Raw genomic sequence first — 21,752 nt, 5'->3', positions numbered from 1 at the left:
TACGCGGCTTATAATATAACTGTGTGAAGCATGTGAGCGACGTCAATCTAAATTATGAACAGCTAGCCCAGCAAATAAAGCTATGGGGTCAAGAACTTGGCTTTAGTGAAGTGGGTATTACTGACATTGATTTAACTAAGCATGAAGCACAGCTGCAGCGATGGCTTGATGCGGGTTTTCATGGCTCAATGGATTATATGGCAGCCCATGGTATGAAGCGTGCTCGCCCTAATGAGCTAGTACCCGGAACACAGCGGGTTATTTCAGTTAAAATGAATTACCTCCCACCTGATTCTGGCTTTGCCAAAAACCTTAAAAATACCGAAAAAGCCTATATCAGTCGATATGCCCTTGGCCGTGACTATCATAAGTTGATGCGCAACCGAATCAAACAGTTAGGTAAAAAAATTGAACAATATGTGGGTGACTATAGCTTTAGGCCTTTTGTTGATTCAGCCCCTGTACTTGAACGTCAACTCGCTGAAAAAGCGGGATTAGGCTGGCGCGGAAAGCATTCTTTATTAATAAATAAAGAGGCGGGTTCTTGGTTCTTTTTAGGAGAGCTTTTTGTCGACTTACCTTTACCTATTGATAACGAAAACACTTTTGAGGGCTGCGGCAAATGCGTTGCCTGCATAACACTATGCCCCACTGGTGCTATTGTAGAACCTTATGTGGTTGATGCGCGTAAGTGCATTTCGTATTTAACTATAGAGCATCAAGGCGCTATTCCTGAGCAATACAGAACATTAATGGGAAATCGCATTTATGGCTGTGACGATTGCCAATTGGTATGCCCATGGAACCGCTACGGACAAATTACCGATGAGGCTGACTTTCATCCTCGTACACAATTAAAAAACAAAGATTTACTCGAGTTATTTGCTTGGGATGAAACTACCTTTTTAAAAAATACCGAGGGCAGTCCAATCCGCCGCATTGGCCATGAACGTTGGCTACGAAATATAGCCGTTGGATTAGGTAACGCAGATTTTAGCCCGGCAATTATTGCTGCACTCGAAGATAAACGCCAAACAGTCAGTGATCTGGTGGGTGAACATATAAATTGGGCACTCGCCCAGCAACACGATAAACAAAGGCAAAAGTTGCGTAAAACAGCACGGTTAATTCGTATAGTTGAAAAAGGCTTACCCAGAGACGCATAAGCCTTTTACCCTTTTAACCTCCTCTGCGATCTCTTAGCTCTCTTTGTGCATAATTTACTAATATATGATTTAACACAGAGAAGAAAATGAGGAGTAAATGAGAAGCCACAATTAAAGTACAGATTTTAGTTAATCTGTAGCGCACACCTTTCGTATTTAACCTTTAAAAGACGCGACATAAAGTCGCTGCTACAAGTAAATGTATCAATCGTAGCAAGGAGTTTACCCCGCGCCTCGCAGCCCGTAACCCGCACCTTTAGCCTTTGTCTGTAATCACTTCCTCTGTAACCTCTTAGCTCTCTTTGTGCATAATTTACTAATATCTGATTTAACACAGAGAAGAAAATGAGGAGTAAATGAGAAACCACAATTAAAATACCGATCTTAGTTAACCTGTTACCATACCTTTCGTATTTAACCTTAAAAAGACGCGACATAAAGTCGCTGCTACAGGTTAGCTGCCTAATCGTAGCAAGCAATTTACCCCGCGCCTCGCAGCCCGTAACCCGCACCTTTAGCCCTTGTCTGTAATCACTTCCTCTGTGACCTCTTAGCCCTCTTTGTGCATAATTTACTAACATCTAATTTAACACAGAGAAGAGAATGAGGAGTAAATAAGAAGCCACTATTAAAGTACAGCTCTTAGTTAACCTGTAATGCATACTTTCGTTTTTAACCTTTAAAAGACGCGACATAAAGTCGCTGTTACAAGTTAATTTGTCCAATCGTAGCAAGGAATTTACCCCGCGCCTCGCAGCCCGTAGCCCGCACCTTTAACCTTTCAACAATAAAGCGAGATCTTGCTCTATCTCTGCGAACGCTTTTTTAACCTGATCAACAGATTCTTGACGTGCCACCGAATTTTGAATCGTTTCGTCGACTTTTTTGTAGATAAACACTTCCTGGTCTTCATCGAGTCCCATAGTTGGGATCCGCTCTTCTAACTCCTCTTGAAGTTGTTTAAATACTTTTTCGTTATTTATCCGGCTGTCGTTAAGCAATCCAATTAAACTATGAAACTTACTGTGAACAGTACTCGCCACTTTGTTTAATCGCTCTTGCTGCGAAACCAACATTTTCTTAGTAGTAATAGCCCGCAATTGCTGTTCGGTTACACTTACAATAAAACAAATATGATCACGTATACGCCCATGCTTCTGCTCATCTTGTTCTGGCATATTCAAAATCAATAAACTGACAAGCTCGTAATTAACCAAAATACGATGAGAAAACTCATGTAACCTACCTTTGTTTTTAAGCATTTCAAATAACTCAATCACAATCGGCGAACACACACCGTTTAAAGCAAAGTGCGATTTGGTGTCGTTACATCTAAATTCAATATTACTTTGTAGACCAAATGTCTGTAAGCACTCCACTAATGCCTTACCTAACTCTTCTACATCGTTGACAAAACCGATATTTTCAACATAGTTAACTATTTGACCCATTTCACTGCTATTTGCCATAGCATCAAAAGCGGTTGAGGTAGCTTCTTTTACTTGCTTTTCAAGCTGTTGTTTTTCTATTAATACTTGATTTAACTTATTCAGCTTTTGCTTAAGCTCATCGTGCCCAAACGGTTTTACAATATAGTCTTCAGCACCTACTGAATAACCTTCCATACGTTCCTCAACTGTCCCCCTTGCCGATACAAACATCACTATAATATCTTGTGTTTTAGGGTTCGCTTTGAGCTCTTTACATACTTCGTAACCATTCATTTTTGGCATGCTTACATCAAGTAAGATAACCTGCGGCATATACTCTTCAACCATGCTCAAGCATTCCGGGCCACTCGAAGCCAGCTTAAGTTCAAAATCTAATTCTTCTAGGATTTCTTCTATTATTTCGAGGTTAAATGGTTCATCGTCGACTGCAAGAATTTTAGTTAAAGCCATAATTTTTCGTCCATATAAATCGTGTTCATTAAAACAATTCGGTTATTAGCTACTATTTTTCACTAATTGCTCATCGGCTAAATATTCATCGAGGTTTATTTCCAAAGGAACCTGAATGCTAATGGTTGCCCCACCAAGTTCGTTATTACAGGCTTTTATAGTTCCTTGATGTAAAGAAACAAATTCACGGCACAGCGTAAGTCCTAATCCTGTCCCCCCTGCGCCACTATTTGTTTTGCTACTTTGCACAAATTTTTGAAAAACAGTTTCAAGCTCGTCTTCTGGTATACCTATTCCGCTGTCTATTACTTCAATATTTGCACAACCATTGTCTGTTTCCAATGCAACTTCGATAGTGCTATGTTCTTCGCTAAATTTTAATGCATTACTCAATACGTTTCTAAGTACCTGATTAATTTGCTCTTCATCGCATTGTGCTACAACTGGTGGGTTATCTGATTTAAATGCAATCTTAATATCTTTTTCTATGGCAATCCCAGCAACATCATCAATGCTTGTTTTAACAATAGTCGTTAAATCGCATGCTCGCGGGTTAAATGGGAATTTACCTACATCTAATTTCGACAAATCGAGTAGATTGTTAAGTAATGACAGTAGCCTTTGCCCACTTGATTCTATTCGGGTTAAATATTTTAAAAGTTTATCTTTACTAAAATCATCATCTTGAAGCTTACTGATACCAAAGCGTGAAAAACTTAGTATAGAATGCATAGGGGTTCTTAGCTCATGTGACATATTCGCCAAAAACTCTGATTTGCTTAAATTAGCTGCTTCAGCAATGTTTTTCGCATGCTCAAGTTGCGAAGTCCGCGCTCTGACCTGCTCTTCTAAAAGATCTTTGGCCTCAAGTAATAAATCTTCTTTTTGTTTTAAATGGGTTACGTTTTTAAAAATAACCGCTAATGCTATTTCACCATGATGATCAATTTCATTAAACGAGCCGACAAGTGGAATTTTACTGCCATCTTTATTGACTAGGTGTAAGTCGCAACTAAATTGCCGATTACTGTTTAAAGTCAATATTTTATCTTTTATTGCCTTTACTGAATCGTCATCTAAAAAGTGAAATAACGAGTGAGCAATGAGCTTTTTAAACGGTAAATTAAACAGCTTTAAGCACGCGTCGTTAGCCTCTACTATTTTGCCTTTACGTTCAAAAAGTAAGATTGGATCGGGAGTATTTTTAAAAATTACTTGCAGCAAACTGTCTTTTTCAATAAGTACATCGACTGTATCTTGTAGTCTTTCAACTAGCTCTGCGTTATGACGTTTTAGCAATTCGGTTTGCCACAACTTATGTACTGCTTGTAATAACACATTGTCGTCGAGCGGCTTAATTAAAACGTCTTCAACACCTTGGCGAATTGCTTCAATCATAGAAACCTGAGCAGGACGCGAGGTTAATAATAAGCAGCGGCTATGCGGCTGTATCTGCTTAAGGCTGGTAAATATATCTAAGCCGAGCCCTTCTTTTAAACTAAAATCACTAATTAAAATATCAATCATTCTGAGTTTGGCAATATTAAGTGCCTCATCATGATTTGTAGCTGTGTATACCTCTATATGTGCACCCACTAAACTACTTTTTAGCATTTCTAAACGCTCACTAACATGATCAACCAACAAAATTGTAGGCAGTTTAAAAATATGATCAGGTCCTATTTCTAATAGATCTTCAATAAATGAAGTGATTTCTTTATTAGAAAAAAATGGATAAATAATAGTGGCATCTGGAACAAGCTCGTTTAATTTACCAAATGCATCAAGCAATTCACCACTTTCAGCCTTGGGAGCTAAAAGTAAAAATGATTGTCGGGTCGCTTGTTTTACCAACGAAGCAACCAGATTTGTTGGTGTCCCTTGTGAAAAGGCAAGCATATCGTACGCATCTATGTTGCTGCTTTGATCAAACATAGAATAATGAACTAATTCAACTTCACAACCAATTAGCTCAAGCAGTACTTTTAAGCGCATAGCAATCATGCTACTGCTATCAATAATAAGTATTTTTTGCGCCATTTATGTACACTTTTAAGAATTAATTAAACACCTTTTCAGCATAGTATAGAATTTTTGGTTTGGCATAATCGTCTACATAAATGTAATTTTTGCTTGCCTATGATTGTGGGATTACATTAAATGCTTACCAAAAATAGTCAGGCTGTACAGCTGGTTATCCATCCTTGCAACATTGGGCAACTCTCCCCATACTGCAAAATCAAAATGCTTAAATAATTTAATGCTTGGTTCGTTATGGCTAAAAATAAATCCGAGTAACACTTCAATATCGAGCTTTTTTGCTTGTTGTTGTGCAAATTGCATCAACTTTTTACCCAACCCTTTTCCTTGGGCTGCTGATGTAATGTAGATGCTTAGTTCAACGGTGCCATCGTAAGCTGGGCGCCCATAAAACGATTTATAACTAACCCAGGCTAATACTTGGTCATTTTCGCAGTAAACAAAAATAGGTCTTTGAGCTGTATGGCTATCAAACCAAGGTTGTTTGTCAGCAACGGTTACTTCTTCAGTATCGGCGGTTACCATTCGACTAGGGATAGTTTCATTATAAATGGCAACAATAGCAGTTAAATCATCAGGTTTAGCTAAACGTATAGTCATAGAAAATAAGTAAAATTGATCAATTTCGCCTATAGTAGCGTATGATAAGTTACATAAACACCCATCAAATCGCGTTCAAGGTAACCGCATGATAAGAAAATTAATATTCGGATTAACACTGGCTCTAGGCTGTGTATCTGTAACCACCAATGCAGCAGACACTAATAGCCCTTCAGCAAAGACAGATACCTGCGATGACTTCACAAATGTGTCACTGAGAAAGCTTCGTTCAACCGAAACGCTTAATCTATGTGAATTTAAAAATAAGCCACTGTTGATTGTTAACACTGCCAGCAATTGCGGCTTTACTTCTCAGTTTGAAGGGCTAGAAACGCTATACAAAAAATATAAAGAGCAAGGCTTGGTGGTGCTCGGTTTTCCATCTGACGATTTTTTTCAAGAAGAAAATGACGAAAAAGATACGGCTAAAGTCTGTTATGTAAATTACGGCGTTACCTTTCCCATGTTAGCCACCAGCGCAGTGCGTGGCAGCGATGCCAACCCTATTTTTAAGCACTTAAATGCAAAAACTAGTTCACCTAACTGGAATTTTTATAAATACGTGGTTTCGGCAGATCGTCAAACCGTGACTCGCTTTAACAGCCGCGTCAAACCCGATTCAGCAAAATTAGAAAGCGCCATCAAAAGTGCATTTTAATTTTGTGTTTTCAGTTTAACCTTACTAAGATGTTGCTTAGTAGATAAAAAACTAAACTTATAAATAGGAGATTTTATGGCAGTAGCAAGTGCAAGGCACATACTCGTAGACAGTGAAGCACAATGTTTAGACCTTAAAGATAAAATTGAGCAAGGTGAAGACTTTGCAGAGCTGGCTAAATTGCACTCTAATTGCCCTTCAGGTCAAGATGGTGGCGCATTAGGTGAGTTCGGACCTGGTATGATGGTTCCTGAGTTTGATAAGGTGGTTTTTTCAGCGCCACTTAACCAAGTACAAGGTCCTGTTCAAACACAGTTTGGTTACCACTTATTAGAAGTAACCAGCCGCTCAGAGTAAGCAAATCGATTTACTAATAAAGCCGCATTAGCGGCTTTTTATTTATGTGGAGTTGGCAAAAGCCCCAATATGCAATTATTTGGCTCTATTTCTTCCCCTTATGTTCGCCGTGTCAGAATTTGGGCACAACAAAATAACTGTGAGCTTGAGTTTATAAATCTCGACATTTTTTCAAGCGATGATCGTTCTTTAATGATGTCGCACAACCCGGCAGCTAAAATCCCTATCTTAATTGATGACTCGCTTAACTTAAGCGACTCAAACAATATACTGCGTTACTTACTTGAAAAAACACAGCAGAACCCGCTAACTTGGCCGCAAGAGCATTTTTTAACTAGCATCAACGCCTGTAACGATTCATTGGTTGAGTTATTGATATGTCAGCGTTCTGGGTTTGACACGCAAGCTGATAAACTATTTTTTAATCTGCAAAATGAGCGGATTGCGCAAACTTTAGACTATTTAAATGATCATTTAAACGATGATGAATTTAAAAGCTGTGAATGCCTCAACATCAGTTTATACTGCTTGCTAGATTGGATCTGCTTTCGTGAACTCACTGATTTTAGCGCGCAGCCGCAGTTAGTTAAGTTTTATGAAGCGTTTAGTCAGCGTCAAGCGGCTAAAAATACCAACCCTCGACTCAAATTTTAAAAGGTGAACACATGAGCGATATCGAAATTGAATCACAACTAGTTAGCTTTGTAGAAAAAGTACGTGTTAGTGAGCAGATCTGGGCACTGGGTGCACAAGATGGTGGCTTTGTTGTATGTGAATCAAATCAGTTTGACGACACCGATGTACTTTTACTGTGGGAATCAGAAGACGCAGCAAAAGAGCAGTGTAAAGAAGAGTGGAAAGACTACAGCCCAGTAGATATCAACCTAGATGAATTTTTAGATGATTGGGTTGAAGACCTTAAATCAGATGATGCATTGGTCGGTTTAAATTGGAATGACGATCAAGTGTGCGTAGAAATTGAACCCGTTGGTTTAGCTCGCGCTTTAAGTGAATAAGTTTTAACTGTTTATTTGCTGGCACACCCCCAATTAACAACAACGATTAGTTGGGGTATAAAATAATAAAAACTGTCAAGGTACTGCGTTGAAAACCCATCTTGGTCGTCGTCCATTCTCAGCTATGGAGCTACATACGCTCTATACCGGATATATTTATAGTGATACTCGGCTTGCCCGCGAACAAGCTAAGCACTGGCACTTTTGGCTGCCTTTAATTGCGTACTACAGTGGCGCTTATAGTGATGAAATTGGCCATTTAACCCTAGATGACTTGGTGGTTAAAAATAACATTCTCTGCTTTAGCTTTCATACTCATGGTAAAATTAAACCCCGTTTAATTCCTGTACATAACGCCCTTATTAAGGCCGGACTTAATGATTATTTAGCCTACGTAAAAGCGCAAAAACACACACGTTTACTGTTTGACCTCCCAGCAAAAACAGGACGCTACAGTGAAAAAGTACGCATTTGGTTTTCAGGCGAGGGCGAACGTGCGGGGTATTTGCAAAAATGTGCAATTCCTTCCGTGGATCAACTCGGAATGAAAACCGCGATTAGTAGTTTGCGGCTTAACTTTGAGCAGCAAATTCGTATTTATGCCCTGCAAGCAGGCTCTAAAGACTGCTTCAATTACTTAATGGGCTTTAATGATTACTCTGATGAGCATTTTGCCGATACCAAATTGCTTAATACCGTTTTACAACAAATTCGTGTTATCAATTCCTACACCCATTGGCAGCGGTTTTTAGCACGAGATAGCCACTGACAAACTTTGTTACTCTTTTCCTTATTGTTGTTCGCTTACTCTAGCAAAAAAAGCTGTTAGGATGGAGTGTACTCACTCTTCTAACAACAAAAATCTAGGGATAACTATGTTTTTTAAAAGCCTCTTAACCGTGAGCGTTGCGCTTGCGATGAATGCTGCTAACGCTAATGAATTCGTCATTGAAAAACTCGCAAAGCCAAGTTCACAAAAAGTTGCTTTAACGCTCGACCCAAGTCAGGATACTTTTACAGGAATGACTGAAATCAGTTTGGAGGTGCTTAAACCAACACACTACATTGAACTTAATGGTGTTGATTACGCAACCAAAATGGTTCAACTATTGGGTGAGCAAAACTGCGACTTAAACAGCGAAATGCTTAAAACCGGTAAAGTTAAATTTAGCTGCGAAGAGCAAATTCAGCCGGGTAAATACACTTTAAAAATTGATTTCTCAGCGCCATATAATCGCCAAAGTGTGGGGCTATATAAAACCCTAGATCAAGGCGTTCCTTATCTTTTCACCCAATTTGAAATGAGCGATGCCCGTCGAGCGTTTCCTGTATTTGACGAACCAAGCTATAAAATTCCATTTCAGTTAACTATTACCGCCCCCACTTCACAAAAAGTGTATTCAAATACACCTGAGTTAAAAACGACAGTGAATGGCGATATGACTACCCATTACTTTGATAAAACGCCACCAATTCCATCATACTTAGTAGCTATGGCTGTAGGCCCGTTTGAAGAGCTAGAGATTAAGGGTATGCCAATTCCTGGCCGTGTAATTACTCCACAGGGTAAAATTCATTTAGCACAGTATGCAAAAGAGAATATGCCTAAAGTACTGGGCGCACTTGAAGAGTACTTTGGTATTCCTTACGTATATAAAAAGTTAGATTCAGTGGCTGTTCCAGAGTTTCCGTTTGGGGCAATGGAAAACTCAGGTTTAGTGACTTACCGCGAAGATATTCTTCTGGTTGATTTAGAAGCTGCAACGCGTAGTAAAAAGCAACGTAATGTCTCTATTATTGCCCATGAATTAGCTCACCAATGGTACGGTAACTTAGTGACTATGAAGTGGTGGAACGACTTATGGTTAAACGAAGCGTTTGCTAGCTGGATGGCAGCAAAAATTACTAAGCAACTTAACCCTGAGTTTGAATCACACCTAGATTTACCACAAAACAATGTAATGGCGTTAGATGCTCGCTTAAGCACTAAGCCAATTCGTAAACCAATTAAAACTGAAGCCGATATTATGGACGGTTTAGGCCTTGCATACAGCAAAGGTAGCTCAGTACTGGCGATGGTTGAAAATTGGATTGGTGAAGATGCATTTCAAGCTGGTATTCAAAATTACTTAAAAGAGTTCTCATATAAAAATGCCGAAGCCGCCGATTTATGGGAAGCACTCGGTAAGGCTTCAAATAAAGATGTGGCGAGTGTTTTAAAATCATTTATTGAACAATCGTCATTTCCTTTAATCAAGGTTGATCAGCAAGGTAAAATTATCACTATTTCGCAAAGCCGTTTTGCTAATGCCGGTGTTGATGCTCCAGCCCAACTTTGGAATGTACCCGTTGCCATTAAGTACGGTAAAGGCGATAAAGTAAAAACTGCCAGTGTATTACTTAATAAACAAAACCAAACGCTAGAGTTAGATTTTGAGCCAGAGTGGATATATCCAGACCAAGGTGCGCTAGGTTACTACCGCTGGGTCATGGACGATGCGCAATTTAACGCACTAATTGATAATGCAGCAAGCGTATTAAACGACCGCGAGCGCCTTGCATTGTTATCAGCTACTGACGCCTTACTTGACGCAGGTGTAATTTCTGCGGCTAAGCTGATGCAAACGCTTGAAGTATTTGCCAGTGATAGTCATCCACGCGTAGCTAACACTGCTTTAGGTTATTTAGCATCTCAGCAACGTACCTTTAAAGACGATAGCAACAAAGATTTATGGCCTACATTTATTCAAAATGCAGTCATGCCTGCCGCTAAAAAATATGGCCTAGAAGCAAAAATGGGTGAGGATGGCGCTATTGCTCAACTGCGAGCTGCGGTGGTATCACGCTTAGGCTTTGATGGTGAAGATAAAAATGTGATCAATAAAGCTAAGCAGCAAACAGCTGCTTACTTAAAAGATCCACAAAAAGTAGACCCTTATTTAGCGGGTACTTACTTACGTCTTGCGGCTTTTCATGGTGATAAAGCGCTGCTTGATCAGTTTATGGCAACCTTTAAAACCACTAAAGATCCACAAGTTCGTACCAATATGTTGGCAGCAATGGGTTATTTTGGTAAACCTGAACTCCAAAAAGCAGTGCTTGCATATAGCTTAACCGATGAAGTAACCGCTTCTGATATGCGTACTATTTTATCGGGGCAAAGTTACACCGATGAACGCCAAGCACTCTTTATTGATTGGATATATAGCAACTACGATAAAGTAACAGCAAGTTTGCCACCATTTTTTGTGCCTAACTTACCTTACTTTACTACTGCTAGCTGTGATGCTGAAAGTTTAGCGACAACGCAAACGTTCTTTGACGCTAAACTTGATGACGTACCTGGCTATGCGCGCACATTAAGTAAGCTTGCAGAAAGTACGAATGACTGTATTGCACTTAAAAACCGTGAACTCAAATCAGTAAATAGCTTTTTGAATAGTAAATAAACTAAAGGTTAAAGGCTAAAGGCTAAAGGCTAAAGGTTAAAGGTTAAAGGTTAAAGGTTGAAGATTTTATCTTGCACCTTTTGCCTTTAGCCCTGCACCATTCTATTAACCACCAATAATCATCGTTAGCTTAGCTATAAACTCTTTTGCCGCTTGTTCAGAGTTAATTTTAAAAGCGACACCATAATGAATAGGCTGTGCGCTTTTATAAATACGAGTGGGAAAACGGGTCATTTCACTACTATGAAAATAGCCTTGAGTACGCACAACCCCATCAATATCAGTAAAGTCATCACTAAACACTTCAAATGCAGGACGGATCACAATTTTGCCTTTCCCCGTTTCGGCATGGGTGTAAAACGCTTCTTTAGAGTTTGCTAGCATATACTCAGCAATGTTTTTTATTTTAAAATTACTTCTACACTCTAGTTTTATCAGCTGCTCTGTTAACTCGTCTGCGCTAAATGCCACGTGACTTTCCTTTTTATTTAATAGTTAGGGTCAGACTAACTCATGCATGAGTGAAAGTCCGAAATTTATTATTTAGTGTTTATTTAACACTACATACAAACGCTAATTGCTGATTTTTATAACTCAACCGGCTAATTTCAGTATCGCAATATTGGCTTAAATCAAGCCATTGAGATATGTCAGAACCTGCTGTTAGTTTTCGTTGATAGATACGGTTTTTAATTGCGTAAGCAATGGTATTTTCATCTTTTAAGATGAAGTCTTGTACTTGGTTTGGCAACCTAAGGATGTTGCTTACCTGCTTGGTTTGAGGGTCAAAACGGGCTAACTGGTGCTGGCCATTTTTACTATGACTAAATAAAAATTCACTTTGCGATTTATCGTAAATAAGTGTGCGACCAATGTTATTTGCAACAACTTCACCTTTAGCCGCAACAACCGAGGTATATTGTAATGTATGTGGCTCACCTAAAATAAACATCACTAAATCGTTGTTATTACCCCAAGCGTGATAGCCCACAGGCTCAATCCAATCAAAAATACGACTTGGCGCCTGCTCTGTGCTCAGCGGATATTGCCATAATTTTTGTTTGCCATCTTCTTCAACCACGATGGCAGATAAACTATCACTACTCGGTGTTACTGTTGGCGAATACTCACTTACAGCTGTATTGGTGATCATAGAGGTTTGTTTTGATGATAAATCGTAAAGCGCAATATCAGTTTGGCTCTGATTATTACTGATTAACTCACGCGTATAATAAAGGCCCGTATCGGTTAAGTGGGGCTGATTGTTGTAGCTAGTTTTATCACTAACAATGCTTACGCGTATGCCATGCGGAGTATTTAAATCGGCAAGCAGTATTTGACTTTTAGGCATATTTGCTTGGGCAACGCCCAATGTTAAAGCATTAATTGTTATTAGCCCTAACAACGGTTTGATCAGTTTCATGCTTTCTCTCGTTTTAATTTTAAGCACCTCATGATAACGTTATTTACTGATGACGTCACTTGACCTAGCTTAGTAAGGTCTTTATAACAAACGGGTCATAAAAAAGAGAACAAACATGTCAGCTAAACACCCTATTATTGCAATCACCGGCTCATCTGGAGCAGGCACTACAACCACCACCAATGCCGTGAAGCATATTTTCCGCAGCCTCGATATCAATGCTGCATTTATTGAAGGTGATAGCTTTCATCGTTACACACGTCCTGAAATGGACAAGAAAATTCGAGAAGCCCAACAAGAAAGTAAACACATAAGTTATTTTGGCCGAGAAGCCAATGACTTTGGTGCATTAGAAGACTTATTTACCAAGTATGGTGATACAGGCGAAGGTAAACTGCGTCGTTATTTACATACCTTTGATGAGGCCGTACCTTATAACCAATTACCTGGAACATTTACTCCTTGGCAAGAGCTTGAGCAAAATACAGATTTAATGTTTTATGAAGGCTTACATGGCGGCGTAGTCGACGAAGATCATGATGTTGCTAAGCATGTTGATTTACTCATAGGCATGGTACCAATTATTAACCTTGAGTGGATCCAAAAGCTTATTCGCGATACCTCTGAGCGAGGCCATTCTCGTGAAAAAGTAATGGACTCGATTGTGCGCAGTATGGATGACTACATTAATCATATAACGCCGCAATTTTCTCGTACCCATATTAACTTTCAGCGAGTACCCACCGTTGATACCTCCAACCCATTTAGCGCAAAAGATATCCCCTCCCTTGATGAAAGCTTTGTCGTTATTCGCTTTAGGGGTATTGATGACGTTGATTTCCCGTATTATTTACGCATGATTGAAGGCAGCTTTATGTCGCGGATCAATACGCTTGTGGTACCCGGTGGCAAAATGGGACTCGCTATGGAGCTAGTGCTTACGCCACTGATCAAAGATATTATTTTGAAAAAACGCGCCTTAGCAAAATTAGCCCCACCTGAAATTCCTATTTAAGTGTATCGATAATCTGTTAGAGACTTTTTGGTTTAGAAGATCTAACAACATACAATGATCCTATGGAGCTGATCATTTCTTTTATCAAGTGATCGCAAATACATTCTGCTCTTTTTTGTTTAGTCTAACTCACGTACACTGCTGATTTTAAGTATGATGAGAGTAGTATGTCGCAAGCCATTAAAATTGTTGTCGGGTCTAAAAACCCAGTAAAAGTAAATGCCGCTAAACACATTTTTGCGATGTATTTCCCTGAGCATATAATTAAATGTAGTGGCGTACACGCCCCCTCTGATGTACCCGAACAGCCTATAGGCGAAGAACAAACGTGTTTGGGAGCGCAAAACCGAGTTAACTACTGTAAAGCACAGCATCAAGCAGACTACTACATAGCGATGGAAGGCGGCGCAGCGCAATTTAGCTATGGTGCAGCAACCTTTGCCTATGTTGTTATTGATGACGGCGCACAGCAAGTTACAGGACGAAGCAGTAACTTACCTTTGCCTTCTGTTTTTTATAAAGCATTGCTGCAAGGTGAAGAGCTCGGAGATGTGATGGATAAGGCTTTTAATACCACCAATATTAAGCAGCAAGGGGGTGCTATTGGTTTATTAACTGATCATCATGCAACACGAGAAAGTACCTATACTCAAGCGCTGACTCTCGCCATGGCCCCTTTTCTTAATCCCACTTTATATAATCAATAACGGATGTTTTAATGAAGTATAACTACGTATTATTTGATGCCGACGAAACCTTATTTAGCTTTAATGCCTTTGCTGGCTTACAAAAAATGTTGGCTGCTTATGACATGGATTTTACCAAAGCAGATTATGACCATTACCAAAACACCAATAAGCCACTATGGATTGCCTATCAAAATAACGAAATTACCGCAAACCATCTGCAAGTAACTCGTTTTAGTGAGCTGGCAAATAAACTTGATGTACCAGCCCAGCAGCTCAATGATGATTTTTTATCGGCAATGGCTGAAATTTGCATGCCTTTACCCGGTGCGGTTGAATTATTAAACGCCCTTAAACCTCATGCCAATTTAGGTATTATCACTAATGGCTTTTCTCAGCTGCAAGCACGTCGTTTAGCGCATACTGGGCTGCAAGATATGTTTGATTGGCTGGTAATTTCTGAAAAAGTAGGTATTGCTAAACCTGCAAAAGAGATATTTGAGCACACCTTTAATTTAATGGGGAATCCACCTAAAGAGCAAATTTTAATGGTAGGTGATACCGCCAGCAGTGATATTCTTGGTGGACAAAATGCAGGCATAGACACCTGCTGGTTACAGCACCCTGGAGTAATCTTACCTGAAGGTATTAAGCCAACGTACCAAGTCACTGAGTTAAAACAGTTACAAACTATTTTAGGTCTGTAATACCTGACTGATTGTGCTGACAAACAGCCAAAAAAAATGACGCTAATTAGCGTCATTTTTTATAACTGTATGTAAGCGATTAACTGATTAGGCGTTTGCTAATTCAAGGCCGGGTGCAGGCATCGAAACAGGCGTTTCAAAGGTTGCCCACTCCCATGCTGACTCGGTTGCCATAATTTTGCGTAGTAACTTGTTATTCAAATCATGACCTGATTTAAATGCAGTTACTTTACCTAAAAGGTTATGACCTGTCATAAACATGTCACCTACACAGTCTAGTATCTTATGCTTGACGAACTCGTCTGGGTAACGCAGACCGTTTGGATTTAAAACTTTAAATTCATCAAGTACCACTGCACTATCCATGCTACCACCTAGTGCAAGGTTATTAGCATGCATGTATTCAATATCTTTCATAAAGCCAAAAGTACGCGCACGGCTGATTTCTTCAGTGAAGCTTTGTGCGGTAATATCTAAACCAATACGTTGGCGGCTTTCATTAATTGCAGGGTGATCAAAGGCAATTTCAAAATCGATATGGAATCCGTCGTAAGGTTCTACTTCGGCCCATTTGTCGCCTTCTTCAATACGTACTTTTTCTTTAATACGAATGAAGCGTTTTGCAACATTTTGCTCTTCAATGCCGCCTTTTTGTAATAAATAAATGAATGGCAATGCACTACCATCCATTATTGGAACTTCTGAGCTATCAAGTTCAACAATTAGATTGTCGATACCCATGGCCGCAACAGCTGCAATTAAATGCTCAGTAGTTGATAAGCGAACACCATCTTTGTTGATTAAACAGGTACACAATTGCGTATCACCAACGGCTTCAGGTGTTGTTTCAAAATCAACAACCGGATCAAGGTCGACACGACGAAATACAATCCCAGTATTTGCGCTCGCAGGTCGGAGAGTTATTGTGACCTTCTCACCTTTATGAAGTCCAATTCCTATGGCTTTGACTACTTGTGCAATCGTACGCTGTTTAATCATAGGTTCGCTCACTTTAAGTATATATTACAGTTAGACGGCGGAGTGTAACATAAATACGGTATAACTACAATATTTGTTCACATTTCGCACAAAAGTACTGTTTTTAATTAGTCTGCTTGTTTACGTAAAAAAGCAGGAATGTCGAAATAATCGCCACCCTCAGACTTATCTGTTTTATTAGCACTACTTGACGACGTATTCGTTGCTGAACTTGAAGAGCTAGTCGATGTGCTGCTTTGCTCTTTTGATTCAGTTTGCGATGTCGTTGCAGGCTCTTCAGTCGCACTTGTGCCTTGGCTTGCAAAGCTAGGTACGTACATGCTGCTGCTTGTTTGTGTGCTTGAGCTAGTTACATCAGAACCTGACGCTTTTTTGAAACCGTTATCTACAATACCAAACTGTGGACGACGATCGCCGCCTAAGCCAGTTGCAACCACGGTTACACGTAGCTCATCCGTCATTTCTGGGTCAATTACCGCGCCAACAACAACCGTTGCGTTTTCAGACGCTAGCGCCTTAACGTGATTACCCACAATTTCAAATTCTTCAATCGCGATATCCATACCCGCAGTAATGTTAACCAAAATGCCTTTAGCACCGGTTAAATCTACGTCTTCTAAAAGAGGGCTTGAAATAGCAGCTTCTGCTGCTTCTTGTGCACGATCAGGACCCGATGCAGATGCTGTACCCATCATCGCCGTGCCCATTGCAGACATAACAGTACGTACGTCGGCGAAATCCACGTTAATTAGACCCGAGCGAGTAATTAACTCAGCAATACCTTGTACCGCACCAAACAATACGTCATTTGCTTTAGCAAATGCATCCAGTAAAGTTGTTCCTTTACCCAATACTTTTAGTAACTTGTTATTTGGAATAGTGATTAACGAGTCCACAATTTCAGATAGTTCGCTAATACCTTGCTCTGCAGCAGCGGCACGCTTTTTACCTTCAAAATCAAACGGACGGGTTACCACAGCAACAGTTAAAATACCCAGCTCTTTAGCAATTTTAGCCACGACTGGCGCAGCACCGGTACCTGTACCGCCGCCCATACCTGCCGCAATAAACACCATATCAGCGCCTTCAAGGCTAGCACGGATGGTTTCGGCGTCTTCTTCAGCCGATTCACGACCTACTTCTGGGTTAGCCCCCGCACCTAACCCAGAGGTTATTTGCGTGCCTAATTGTACTGTTACATCAGCGGCTGAATTACGTAATGCTTGCGCATCCGTATTGGCTGCGATAAAACGAACGCCTTCTATTTGTTGTTTTACCATGTGCTCAACTGCGTTACCGCCGCCACCGCCTACACCGATTACTTTTATTACAGCTTCTTCGCTGTGTTGTTCCATTATATCAAACATATTTACTCTCCGACTTGAGTACTAAAACTCGCCTTGAAACCATTTTGTGATGCGGTTCCACCAATTATTATTATCATCCGCTTTCGACTTTTGTGCATTCATCGACTGCATAGTACGCCCGTATTGTAACAAACCTACAGCGGTTGCGTACGATGGATCATCAACATAATCAGTTAAACCTACTACACCAATTGGTTTACCTATTCTTACTGGCATCTGAAAAATATCTTCAGCCACTTCCATTGCGCCAGTCATTTTAGCAGTTCCGCCAGTAATGACGAGACCTGCTGCAATTTGGTCTTCTAATCCTGAGCGACGAATTTCTTCCATCGCCAGTTCAAATAATTCTCTAAAACGTGGCTCAACCACTTCAGACAACGTATGCCTAGACATCAGTCTTGCTGGTCGCCCACCTACGCTTGGCACTTCAATCGTGTCTTCGCTGCTCGCCATTTGGCTACTTGCACAGGCATATTGTACTTTGAGTGACTCTGCATGTGATATAGGTGTACGAAATATTTTTGCAATATCACCGGTTACTTGGTTGCCCGCCACCGGAATAACCGCAGAATGACGCAGTGCACCATTAATATAAATAGTGATATCCATAGTACCACCACCGATATCTAGCACCGCAACACCTAGCTCTTTTTCATCGTCCGTCAGTACGGAGTAACAAGAGGCAAGTGCAGTGAATATAAGTTGGTCAACTTCAAGCCCACAACGTTCAACACATTTTTCTATATTTTTAGCCATGTCGTTGGAGCAGGTAATAATGTGCGCGCGTGCTTCCATACGCACACCACTCATGCCGAGTGGGTTTTTAATCCCCTCTTGCATGTCAATGCTGTACTCTTGTGGCAAGGCATGCAACATTTTGCGTTCAGCTGAAATTGGTACTGAGCGAGCAATATGGATTACATTTTCAATGTCTTCATCGGTTACTTCAGTATTATTAATAGCGACAACACCGCTTTCGTTCTGACATTGAATATGTTTGCCAGAAATACCCAAATAAACCGAGCTAATACGACAATCAGCCATCAATTCAGCTTCATCAATTGCGCGGCGAATAGACTCAGACACTAAATTTAAATCGTTAACGCCGCCTTTATCCATTCCATAAGATACTTGGCTCCCCACGCCAACAATGCTGAGCTTGTTATCTGTGGTGATTTCACCTACCGTGGCCACTACTTTCGAAGTGCCTACGTCTAATCCAATCACTAGGTTTCTTTCTGCTGACTTAGTCATGCCTTACTCTTTATTATAATTGCTGTTCTTGCATTGGCTTATAGCTCACTGCAAGGCCGGTATCGTAGCGTAAATCAATTGCATCTATTTGTGCATCAGCACGTTGTTCTATGCGTGAATAAACGTCTATAAAACGCTGTACACGCTTGGCTTTATCCTTGCGCCCTAAATTTAAACGCACGCCATTATCTAACCAAAGTTGCCACGAAAACCGCTCAGATAGCGCAAGGCTAGTGAGCGTTAGTGCATTTACTTTAAGCATTTCATCAAACTGTTTAAACGCTACCCATGCTTCTTTTTCACTGCCTTCTGGCCCATATAACTGGGGTAATGTGGCACTTAATTTATCACTTTTAGCCTCAAACGCATCACCGCTTTGGTTAATCAATAAATCACTGTTCCAGTGAGCGACCGCTTGATGCTCTACCACGTAAACTTGGATAGTATCAGGCCATTGCTTTCTTACCGATACCGTTGCAACCCAAGGTAGTTCTTGCACTAAATGCTGAACATGCTTTACGTTTAACTCAAAAAAGCTACTTAAATCCGCTTTTTTTATCGCGGTAGTTATTGCTTTTTCATCAGTGTATTTGGGACTCCCCAACACCGTTAGATGCTTAATTTGCGCATCTTTATTTGCAACTAACCAATGGGAAACCCCATTGGTTATTTCAATTAACCCAATCACCACAGCCAGAAAAAAGCTCACTCCAAAAATCAGCGACCAGTTAAGTTGCTGTTTTAGTTGCTGCGCTTTCTCTAAAAAGGGATGCATATTAAAGGGTTTGCTCCAAAATGCGAACAACTAATTGCTCAAAACTTGCCCCATTGGCTTTTGCAGCCATTGGCACCAATGATTTTTCTGTCATGCCTGGCACTGTATTTACTTCCAACAAGTAAAATTGGCCTTGCTGATCTTGCATTGCATCGACGCGACCCCAGCCACTTGCACCCACCAAATCAAACGCATCTAGTGCCATTGCTTGTAGTTTTTGGGTATCCGGTTGTGATAAATCAGCAGGACAATGATATTGTGTCGTACTTGACTGATATTTAGCTTGGTAGTCATAAAAACCATTTGGCGTGCTCATTTCAATCACAGGTTGTACTTCATCACCAAGCACCGTAATTGTAAATTCGCGCCCCGAGATCCACTGCTCTACCAATACTTGGCTGTCGAACTTAAATGCATTGCTGAGCGCATCTTCAAGCTCTTCTGCAGAGCTTGCTTGTGCCATACCAATACTTGAGCCTTCGTGCGATGGTTTTACCATCACTTTTTTAAATTCATCGATAATTGCTTTAGCATCAAAGCCTTTTTTAGCATCAACTACCGCATAAGGTGCTGTGCTTAAGCCTGCCGATTTAAACAAGTGCTTACAACGAATTTTATCCATTGCTAATGCTGAACCCAGTACATTACTGCCGGTGTAAGGCAAGTTCATAAACTCTAAAGCACCTTGTACTGTGCCATCTTCACCACCTCGGCCATGCAGCGCAATAAAAACGCGATCAACATTTAAGTCTTTTAATTCCCACAATGAACGATTTTGAGGGTCAAACGCAATCGCATCAATGCCACAGGCAAGAAGTGCATTAAGGACTGCTTGACCAGATTTTAATGACACGTCGCGCTCTGCTGAGTTTCCACCTAGCAGCACCGCTACTTTACCAAACTGGGAACTTACCTGTGTCATACTTCACCTTGCTTTAATTTTTCTATCGACATATTTGTTGCTGCTAAACTTTTAACTAGCTGACCTATGTTACCTGCGCCTTGCGTAAGTACTAAGTCATTATTTTGTAGGCAGTTAGCAAGTACACCTGCAAGCTCTGAGCTTGAAGCCACATGCAATGGCTCTTTGCCACGCTGGCGTAAACTGCGGCATAAACTCTTACTATCAGCGCCCACAATCGGCTCTTCACCTGCACTGTAAACATCAAGCAATAGCAACTGATCAACCTCAGCGAGTACTTTCACAAAATCTTCGTATAAATCGCGAGTACGGGTATAGCGATGCGGCTGATAAACCATCACTAAACGCTTATCAGGCCAGCCTTCTCGCGCTGCGGTGATGGTAGCTGCCACTTCTGATGGGTGATGACCATAGTCATCTACTAACATCACATTACCGCATTCGTTTTCAAATTCACCATAATGCTGAAAGCGACGGCCAATGCCTTCAAAAGTATCTAATGCCGCTAAAATTGCATGATTAGCTATGTTTTGGTCTTTTGCCACCGCAATCGCTGCGGTTGCATTTAGGGCATTGTGTTTACCTGGCATATTTAACTTGGCGGTTAAACTCTCGCCTTGTTTATTAGTAACAGTAAATTGGCATGTATTGGCTGTTTGGCTAAATTCACTCATTCGATAGTCAGCATCTTGCGATTCACCATAAGTGATAACCGGACGACCAAAGCGAGGGATTAATTCTGCAGCAACGTCTGAATCTATACACACTACAGCTAGCCCATAAAACGGCAGGTTATGAATGAATTCAACATAAGTATCTTTCATTTTTTCTAAGCTGCCGCCGTAAGTTTCCATGTGATCTTCTTCAATATTAGTGATCACCGATACCATTGGCTGTAAATGCAAAAATGAAGCATCGCTTTCATCCGCTTCAGCGATTAAAAAGTCGCTTTTGCCTACTTTAGCATTGCTGCCAGCACTATTTAATAAACCGCCAATAATAAAGGTTGGATCGAGCCCTGCTTGTGCATAGATACTGGCAATTAAACTGGTTGTTGTGGTTTTACCATGGGTACCGGCAATAGCAATACCATGACGAAAACGCATCAGCTCAGCTAACATTTCTGCACGGCGAACCACCGGAATACGCGCAGCTTGCGCGGCTTGAATTTCAGGGTTTGTTTTATCAATTGCACTTGAAACCACCACCACATTAGCGTCTTTTACATTATTTTCATGATGGCCAATAAATACTTCAGCGCCCGCTTGAATTAAACGCTCGGTCATGGCGCTATGCGCTATATCTGAGCCAGTAATACGGTAACCTTCAAAAGCCAATACTTCTGCAATACCGCCCATACCTGCACCACCTATTCCTACAAAGTGAATAGTTTCAATGCGGCGCATCGCAGGGCGTG

General features: G+C 40.6%; 21 protein-coding genes. 10 read left to right on the top strand and 11 right to left on the bottom strand.

Features of this window, described 5'->3' with window-relative positions; translation table 11 throughout:
- Positions 1-32: 32 nt before the first annotated feature.
- Complete coding sequence (gene queG, locus AC0VZ5_RS02730; RefSeq protein ID WP_178954980.1) at positions 33-1,166, top strand: tRNA epoxyqueuosine(34) reductase QueG; 1,134 nt, start codon at positions 33-35, stop codon at positions 1,164-1,166.
- A gap of 773 nt (positions 1,167-1,939) precedes the next feature.
- Here the strand turns inward: queG and AC0VZ5_RS02725 are convergent.
- The 3 genes from AC0VZ5_RS02725 to AC0VZ5_RS02715 all read right to left on the bottom strand — a co-directional run bounded on the left by AC0VZ5_RS02725 (position 1,940) and on the right by AC0VZ5_RS02715 (position 5,707).
- On the bottom strand, positions 1,940-3,067 hold the full coding sequence (locus AC0VZ5_RS02725; RefSeq protein WP_178954978.1) for a response regulator: 1,128 nt from the start codon (positions 3,065-3,067) through the stop codon (positions 1,940-1,942).
- Positions 3,068-3,112: 45 nt separating this feature from the next.
- On the bottom strand, positions 3,113-5,107 hold the full coding sequence (locus AC0VZ5_RS02720; protein WP_475474149.1) for a sensor histidine kinase: 1,995 nt from the start codon (positions 5,105-5,107) through the stop codon (positions 3,113-3,115).
- Between the two features lie 111 nt (positions 5,108-5,218).
- Positions 5,219-5,707 carry a GNAT family N-acetyltransferase gene (locus AC0VZ5_RS02715; protein WP_178954974.1) on the bottom strand — a complete coding sequence of 163 codons (489 nt, stop codon included), beginning with the start codon at positions 5,705-5,707 and terminating at the stop codon, positions 5,219-5,221.
- 88 nt (positions 5,708-5,795) lie between these two features.
- Here AC0VZ5_RS02715 and AC0VZ5_RS02710 point away from each other — a divergent pair, with 88 nt between their 5' ends.
- The 6 genes from AC0VZ5_RS02710 to AC0VZ5_RS02685 all read left to right on the top strand — a co-directional run bounded on the left by AC0VZ5_RS02710 (position 5,796) and on the right by AC0VZ5_RS02685 (position 11,187).
- A complete protein-coding gene (locus AC0VZ5_RS02710; RefSeq protein WP_138608063.1) occupies positions 5,796-6,365 on the top strand; it encodes a glutathione peroxidase in 570 nt (189 codons plus the stop codon).
- Between the two features lie 75 nt (positions 6,366-6,440).
- On the top strand, positions 6,441-6,722 hold the full coding sequence (locus tag AC0VZ5_RS02705) for a peptidylprolyl isomerase (protein WP_008114778.1): 282 nt from the start codon (positions 6,441-6,443) through the stop codon (positions 6,720-6,722).
- 69 nt (positions 6,723-6,791) lie between these two features.
- The gene (locus AC0VZ5_RS02700) at positions 6,792-7,376 is read left to right on the top strand and encodes a glutathione S-transferase family protein (RefSeq protein ID WP_475474146.1); all 585 of its coding nucleotides are present in this window, start codon (positions 6,792-6,794) and stop codon (positions 7,374-7,376) included.
- Between the two features lie 11 nt (positions 7,377-7,387).
- Positions 7,388-7,738 carry a DUF2750 domain-containing protein gene (locus AC0VZ5_RS02695; RefSeq protein WP_475474144.1) on the top strand — a complete coding sequence of 117 codons (351 nt, stop codon included), beginning with the start codon at positions 7,388-7,390 and terminating at the stop codon, positions 7,736-7,738.
- Positions 7,739-7,826: 88 nt separating this feature from the next.
- The gene (locus AC0VZ5_RS02690; protein ID WP_138608067.1) at positions 7,827-8,507 is read left to right on the top strand and encodes a site-specific integrase; all 681 of its coding nucleotides are present in this window, start codon (positions 7,827-7,829) and stop codon (positions 8,505-8,507) included.
- 106 nt (positions 8,508-8,613) lie between these two features.
- On the top strand, positions 8,614-11,187 hold the full coding sequence (locus AC0VZ5_RS02685; protein ID WP_475474141.1) for a M1 family metallopeptidase: 2,574 nt from the start codon (positions 8,614-8,616) through the stop codon (positions 11,185-11,187).
- Positions 11,188-11,292: 105 nt separating this feature from the next.
- Here AC0VZ5_RS02685 and AC0VZ5_RS02680 read toward each other — a convergent pair whose 3' ends face one another.
- Together AC0VZ5_RS02680 and AC0VZ5_RS02675 are read right to left on the bottom strand one after the other, a co-directional pair.
- The gene (locus tag AC0VZ5_RS02680; protein ID WP_008114788.1) at positions 11,293-11,658 is read right to left on the bottom strand and encodes a hypothetical protein; all 366 of its coding nucleotides are present in this window, start codon (positions 11,656-11,658) and stop codon (positions 11,293-11,295) included.
- 79 nt (positions 11,659-11,737) lie between these two features.
- Positions 11,738-12,610: a TolB-like translocation protein gene (locus tag AC0VZ5_RS02675; protein ID WP_475474139.1), complete on the bottom strand. Its 873-nt coding sequence runs from the start codon at positions 12,608-12,610 to the stop codon at positions 11,738-11,740.
- 115 nt (positions 12,611-12,725) lie between these two features.
- On the opposite strand from AC0VZ5_RS02675, the gene AC0VZ5_RS02670 reads away from it, so the two are divergent.
- The 3 genes from AC0VZ5_RS02670 to yjjG all read left to right on the top strand — a co-directional run bounded on the left by AC0VZ5_RS02670 (position 12,726) and on the right by yjjG (position 15,018).
- Positions 12,726-13,625 carry a phosphoribulokinase gene (locus AC0VZ5_RS02670; protein WP_475474138.1) on the top strand — a complete coding sequence of 300 codons (900 nt, stop codon included), beginning with the start codon at positions 12,726-12,728 and terminating at the stop codon, positions 13,623-13,625.
- 167 nt (positions 13,626-13,792) lie between these two features.
- Positions 13,793-14,332: an inosine/xanthosine triphosphatase gene (gene yjjX, locus AC0VZ5_RS02665; protein WP_475474137.1), complete on the top strand. Its 540-nt coding sequence runs from the start codon at positions 13,793-13,795 to the stop codon at positions 14,330-14,332.
- A gap of 11 nt (positions 14,333-14,343) precedes the next feature.
- The gene (gene yjjG, locus AC0VZ5_RS02660) at positions 14,344-15,018 is read left to right on the top strand and encodes a pyrimidine 5'-nucleotidase (protein ID WP_464710068.1); all 675 of its coding nucleotides are present in this window, start codon (positions 14,344-14,346) and stop codon (positions 15,016-15,018) included.
- Between the two features lie 87 nt (positions 15,019-15,105).
- Here yjjG and lpxC read toward each other — a convergent pair whose 3' ends face one another.
- From lpxC to murC, 6 genes are all read right to left on the bottom strand, one after another.
- Positions 15,106-16,017 carry a UDP-3-O-acyl-N-acetylglucosamine deacetylase gene (gene lpxC / locus AC0VZ5_RS02655; RefSeq protein ID WP_010390707.1) on the bottom strand — a complete coding sequence of 304 codons (912 nt, stop codon included), beginning with the start codon at positions 16,015-16,017 and terminating at the stop codon, positions 15,106-15,108.
- Between the two features lie 107 nt (positions 16,018-16,124).
- The gene (ftsZ, locus tag AC0VZ5_RS02650; protein WP_198522534.1) at positions 16,125-17,384 is read right to left on the bottom strand and encodes a cell division protein FtsZ; all 1,260 of its coding nucleotides are present in this window, start codon (positions 17,382-17,384) and stop codon (positions 16,125-16,127) included.
- 21 nt (positions 17,385-17,405) lie between these two features.
- Entirely contained in the window at positions 17,406-18,638 is a 1,233-nt protein-coding gene (gene ftsA, locus AC0VZ5_RS02645) for a cell division protein FtsA (protein WP_008110678.1), read from the bottom strand.
- A 13-nt stretch (positions 18,639-18,651) separates the two neighbouring features.
- On the bottom strand, positions 18,652-19,413 hold the full coding sequence (locus AC0VZ5_RS02640; RefSeq protein ID WP_008465294.1) for a cell division protein FtsQ/DivIB: 762 nt from the start codon (positions 19,411-19,413) through the stop codon (positions 18,652-18,654).
- 1 nt (position 19,414) lies between these two features.
- Complete coding sequence (locus tag AC0VZ5_RS02635; RefSeq protein ID WP_010390703.1) at positions 19,415-20,335, bottom strand: D-alanine--D-alanine ligase; 921 nt, start codon at positions 20,333-20,335, stop codon at positions 19,415-19,417.
- Complete coding sequence (gene murC / locus AC0VZ5_RS02630; RefSeq protein WP_219986106.1) at positions 20,332-21,741, bottom strand: UDP-N-acetylmuramate--L-alanine ligase; 1,410 nt, start codon at positions 21,739-21,741, stop codon at positions 20,332-20,334. Before murC ends, AC0VZ5_RS02635 begins: the two co-directional genes overlap by 4 nt.
- Positions 21,742-21,752: the final 11 nt, after the last annotated feature.

The sequence above is a fragment of the Pseudoalteromonas sp. QJM3NY_12 genome, from assembly GCF_056173165.1.
The sequence above is the reverse complement of the archived record's forward strand: the minus strand, read 5'-3'. Positions and strand labels throughout refer to the sequence as shown.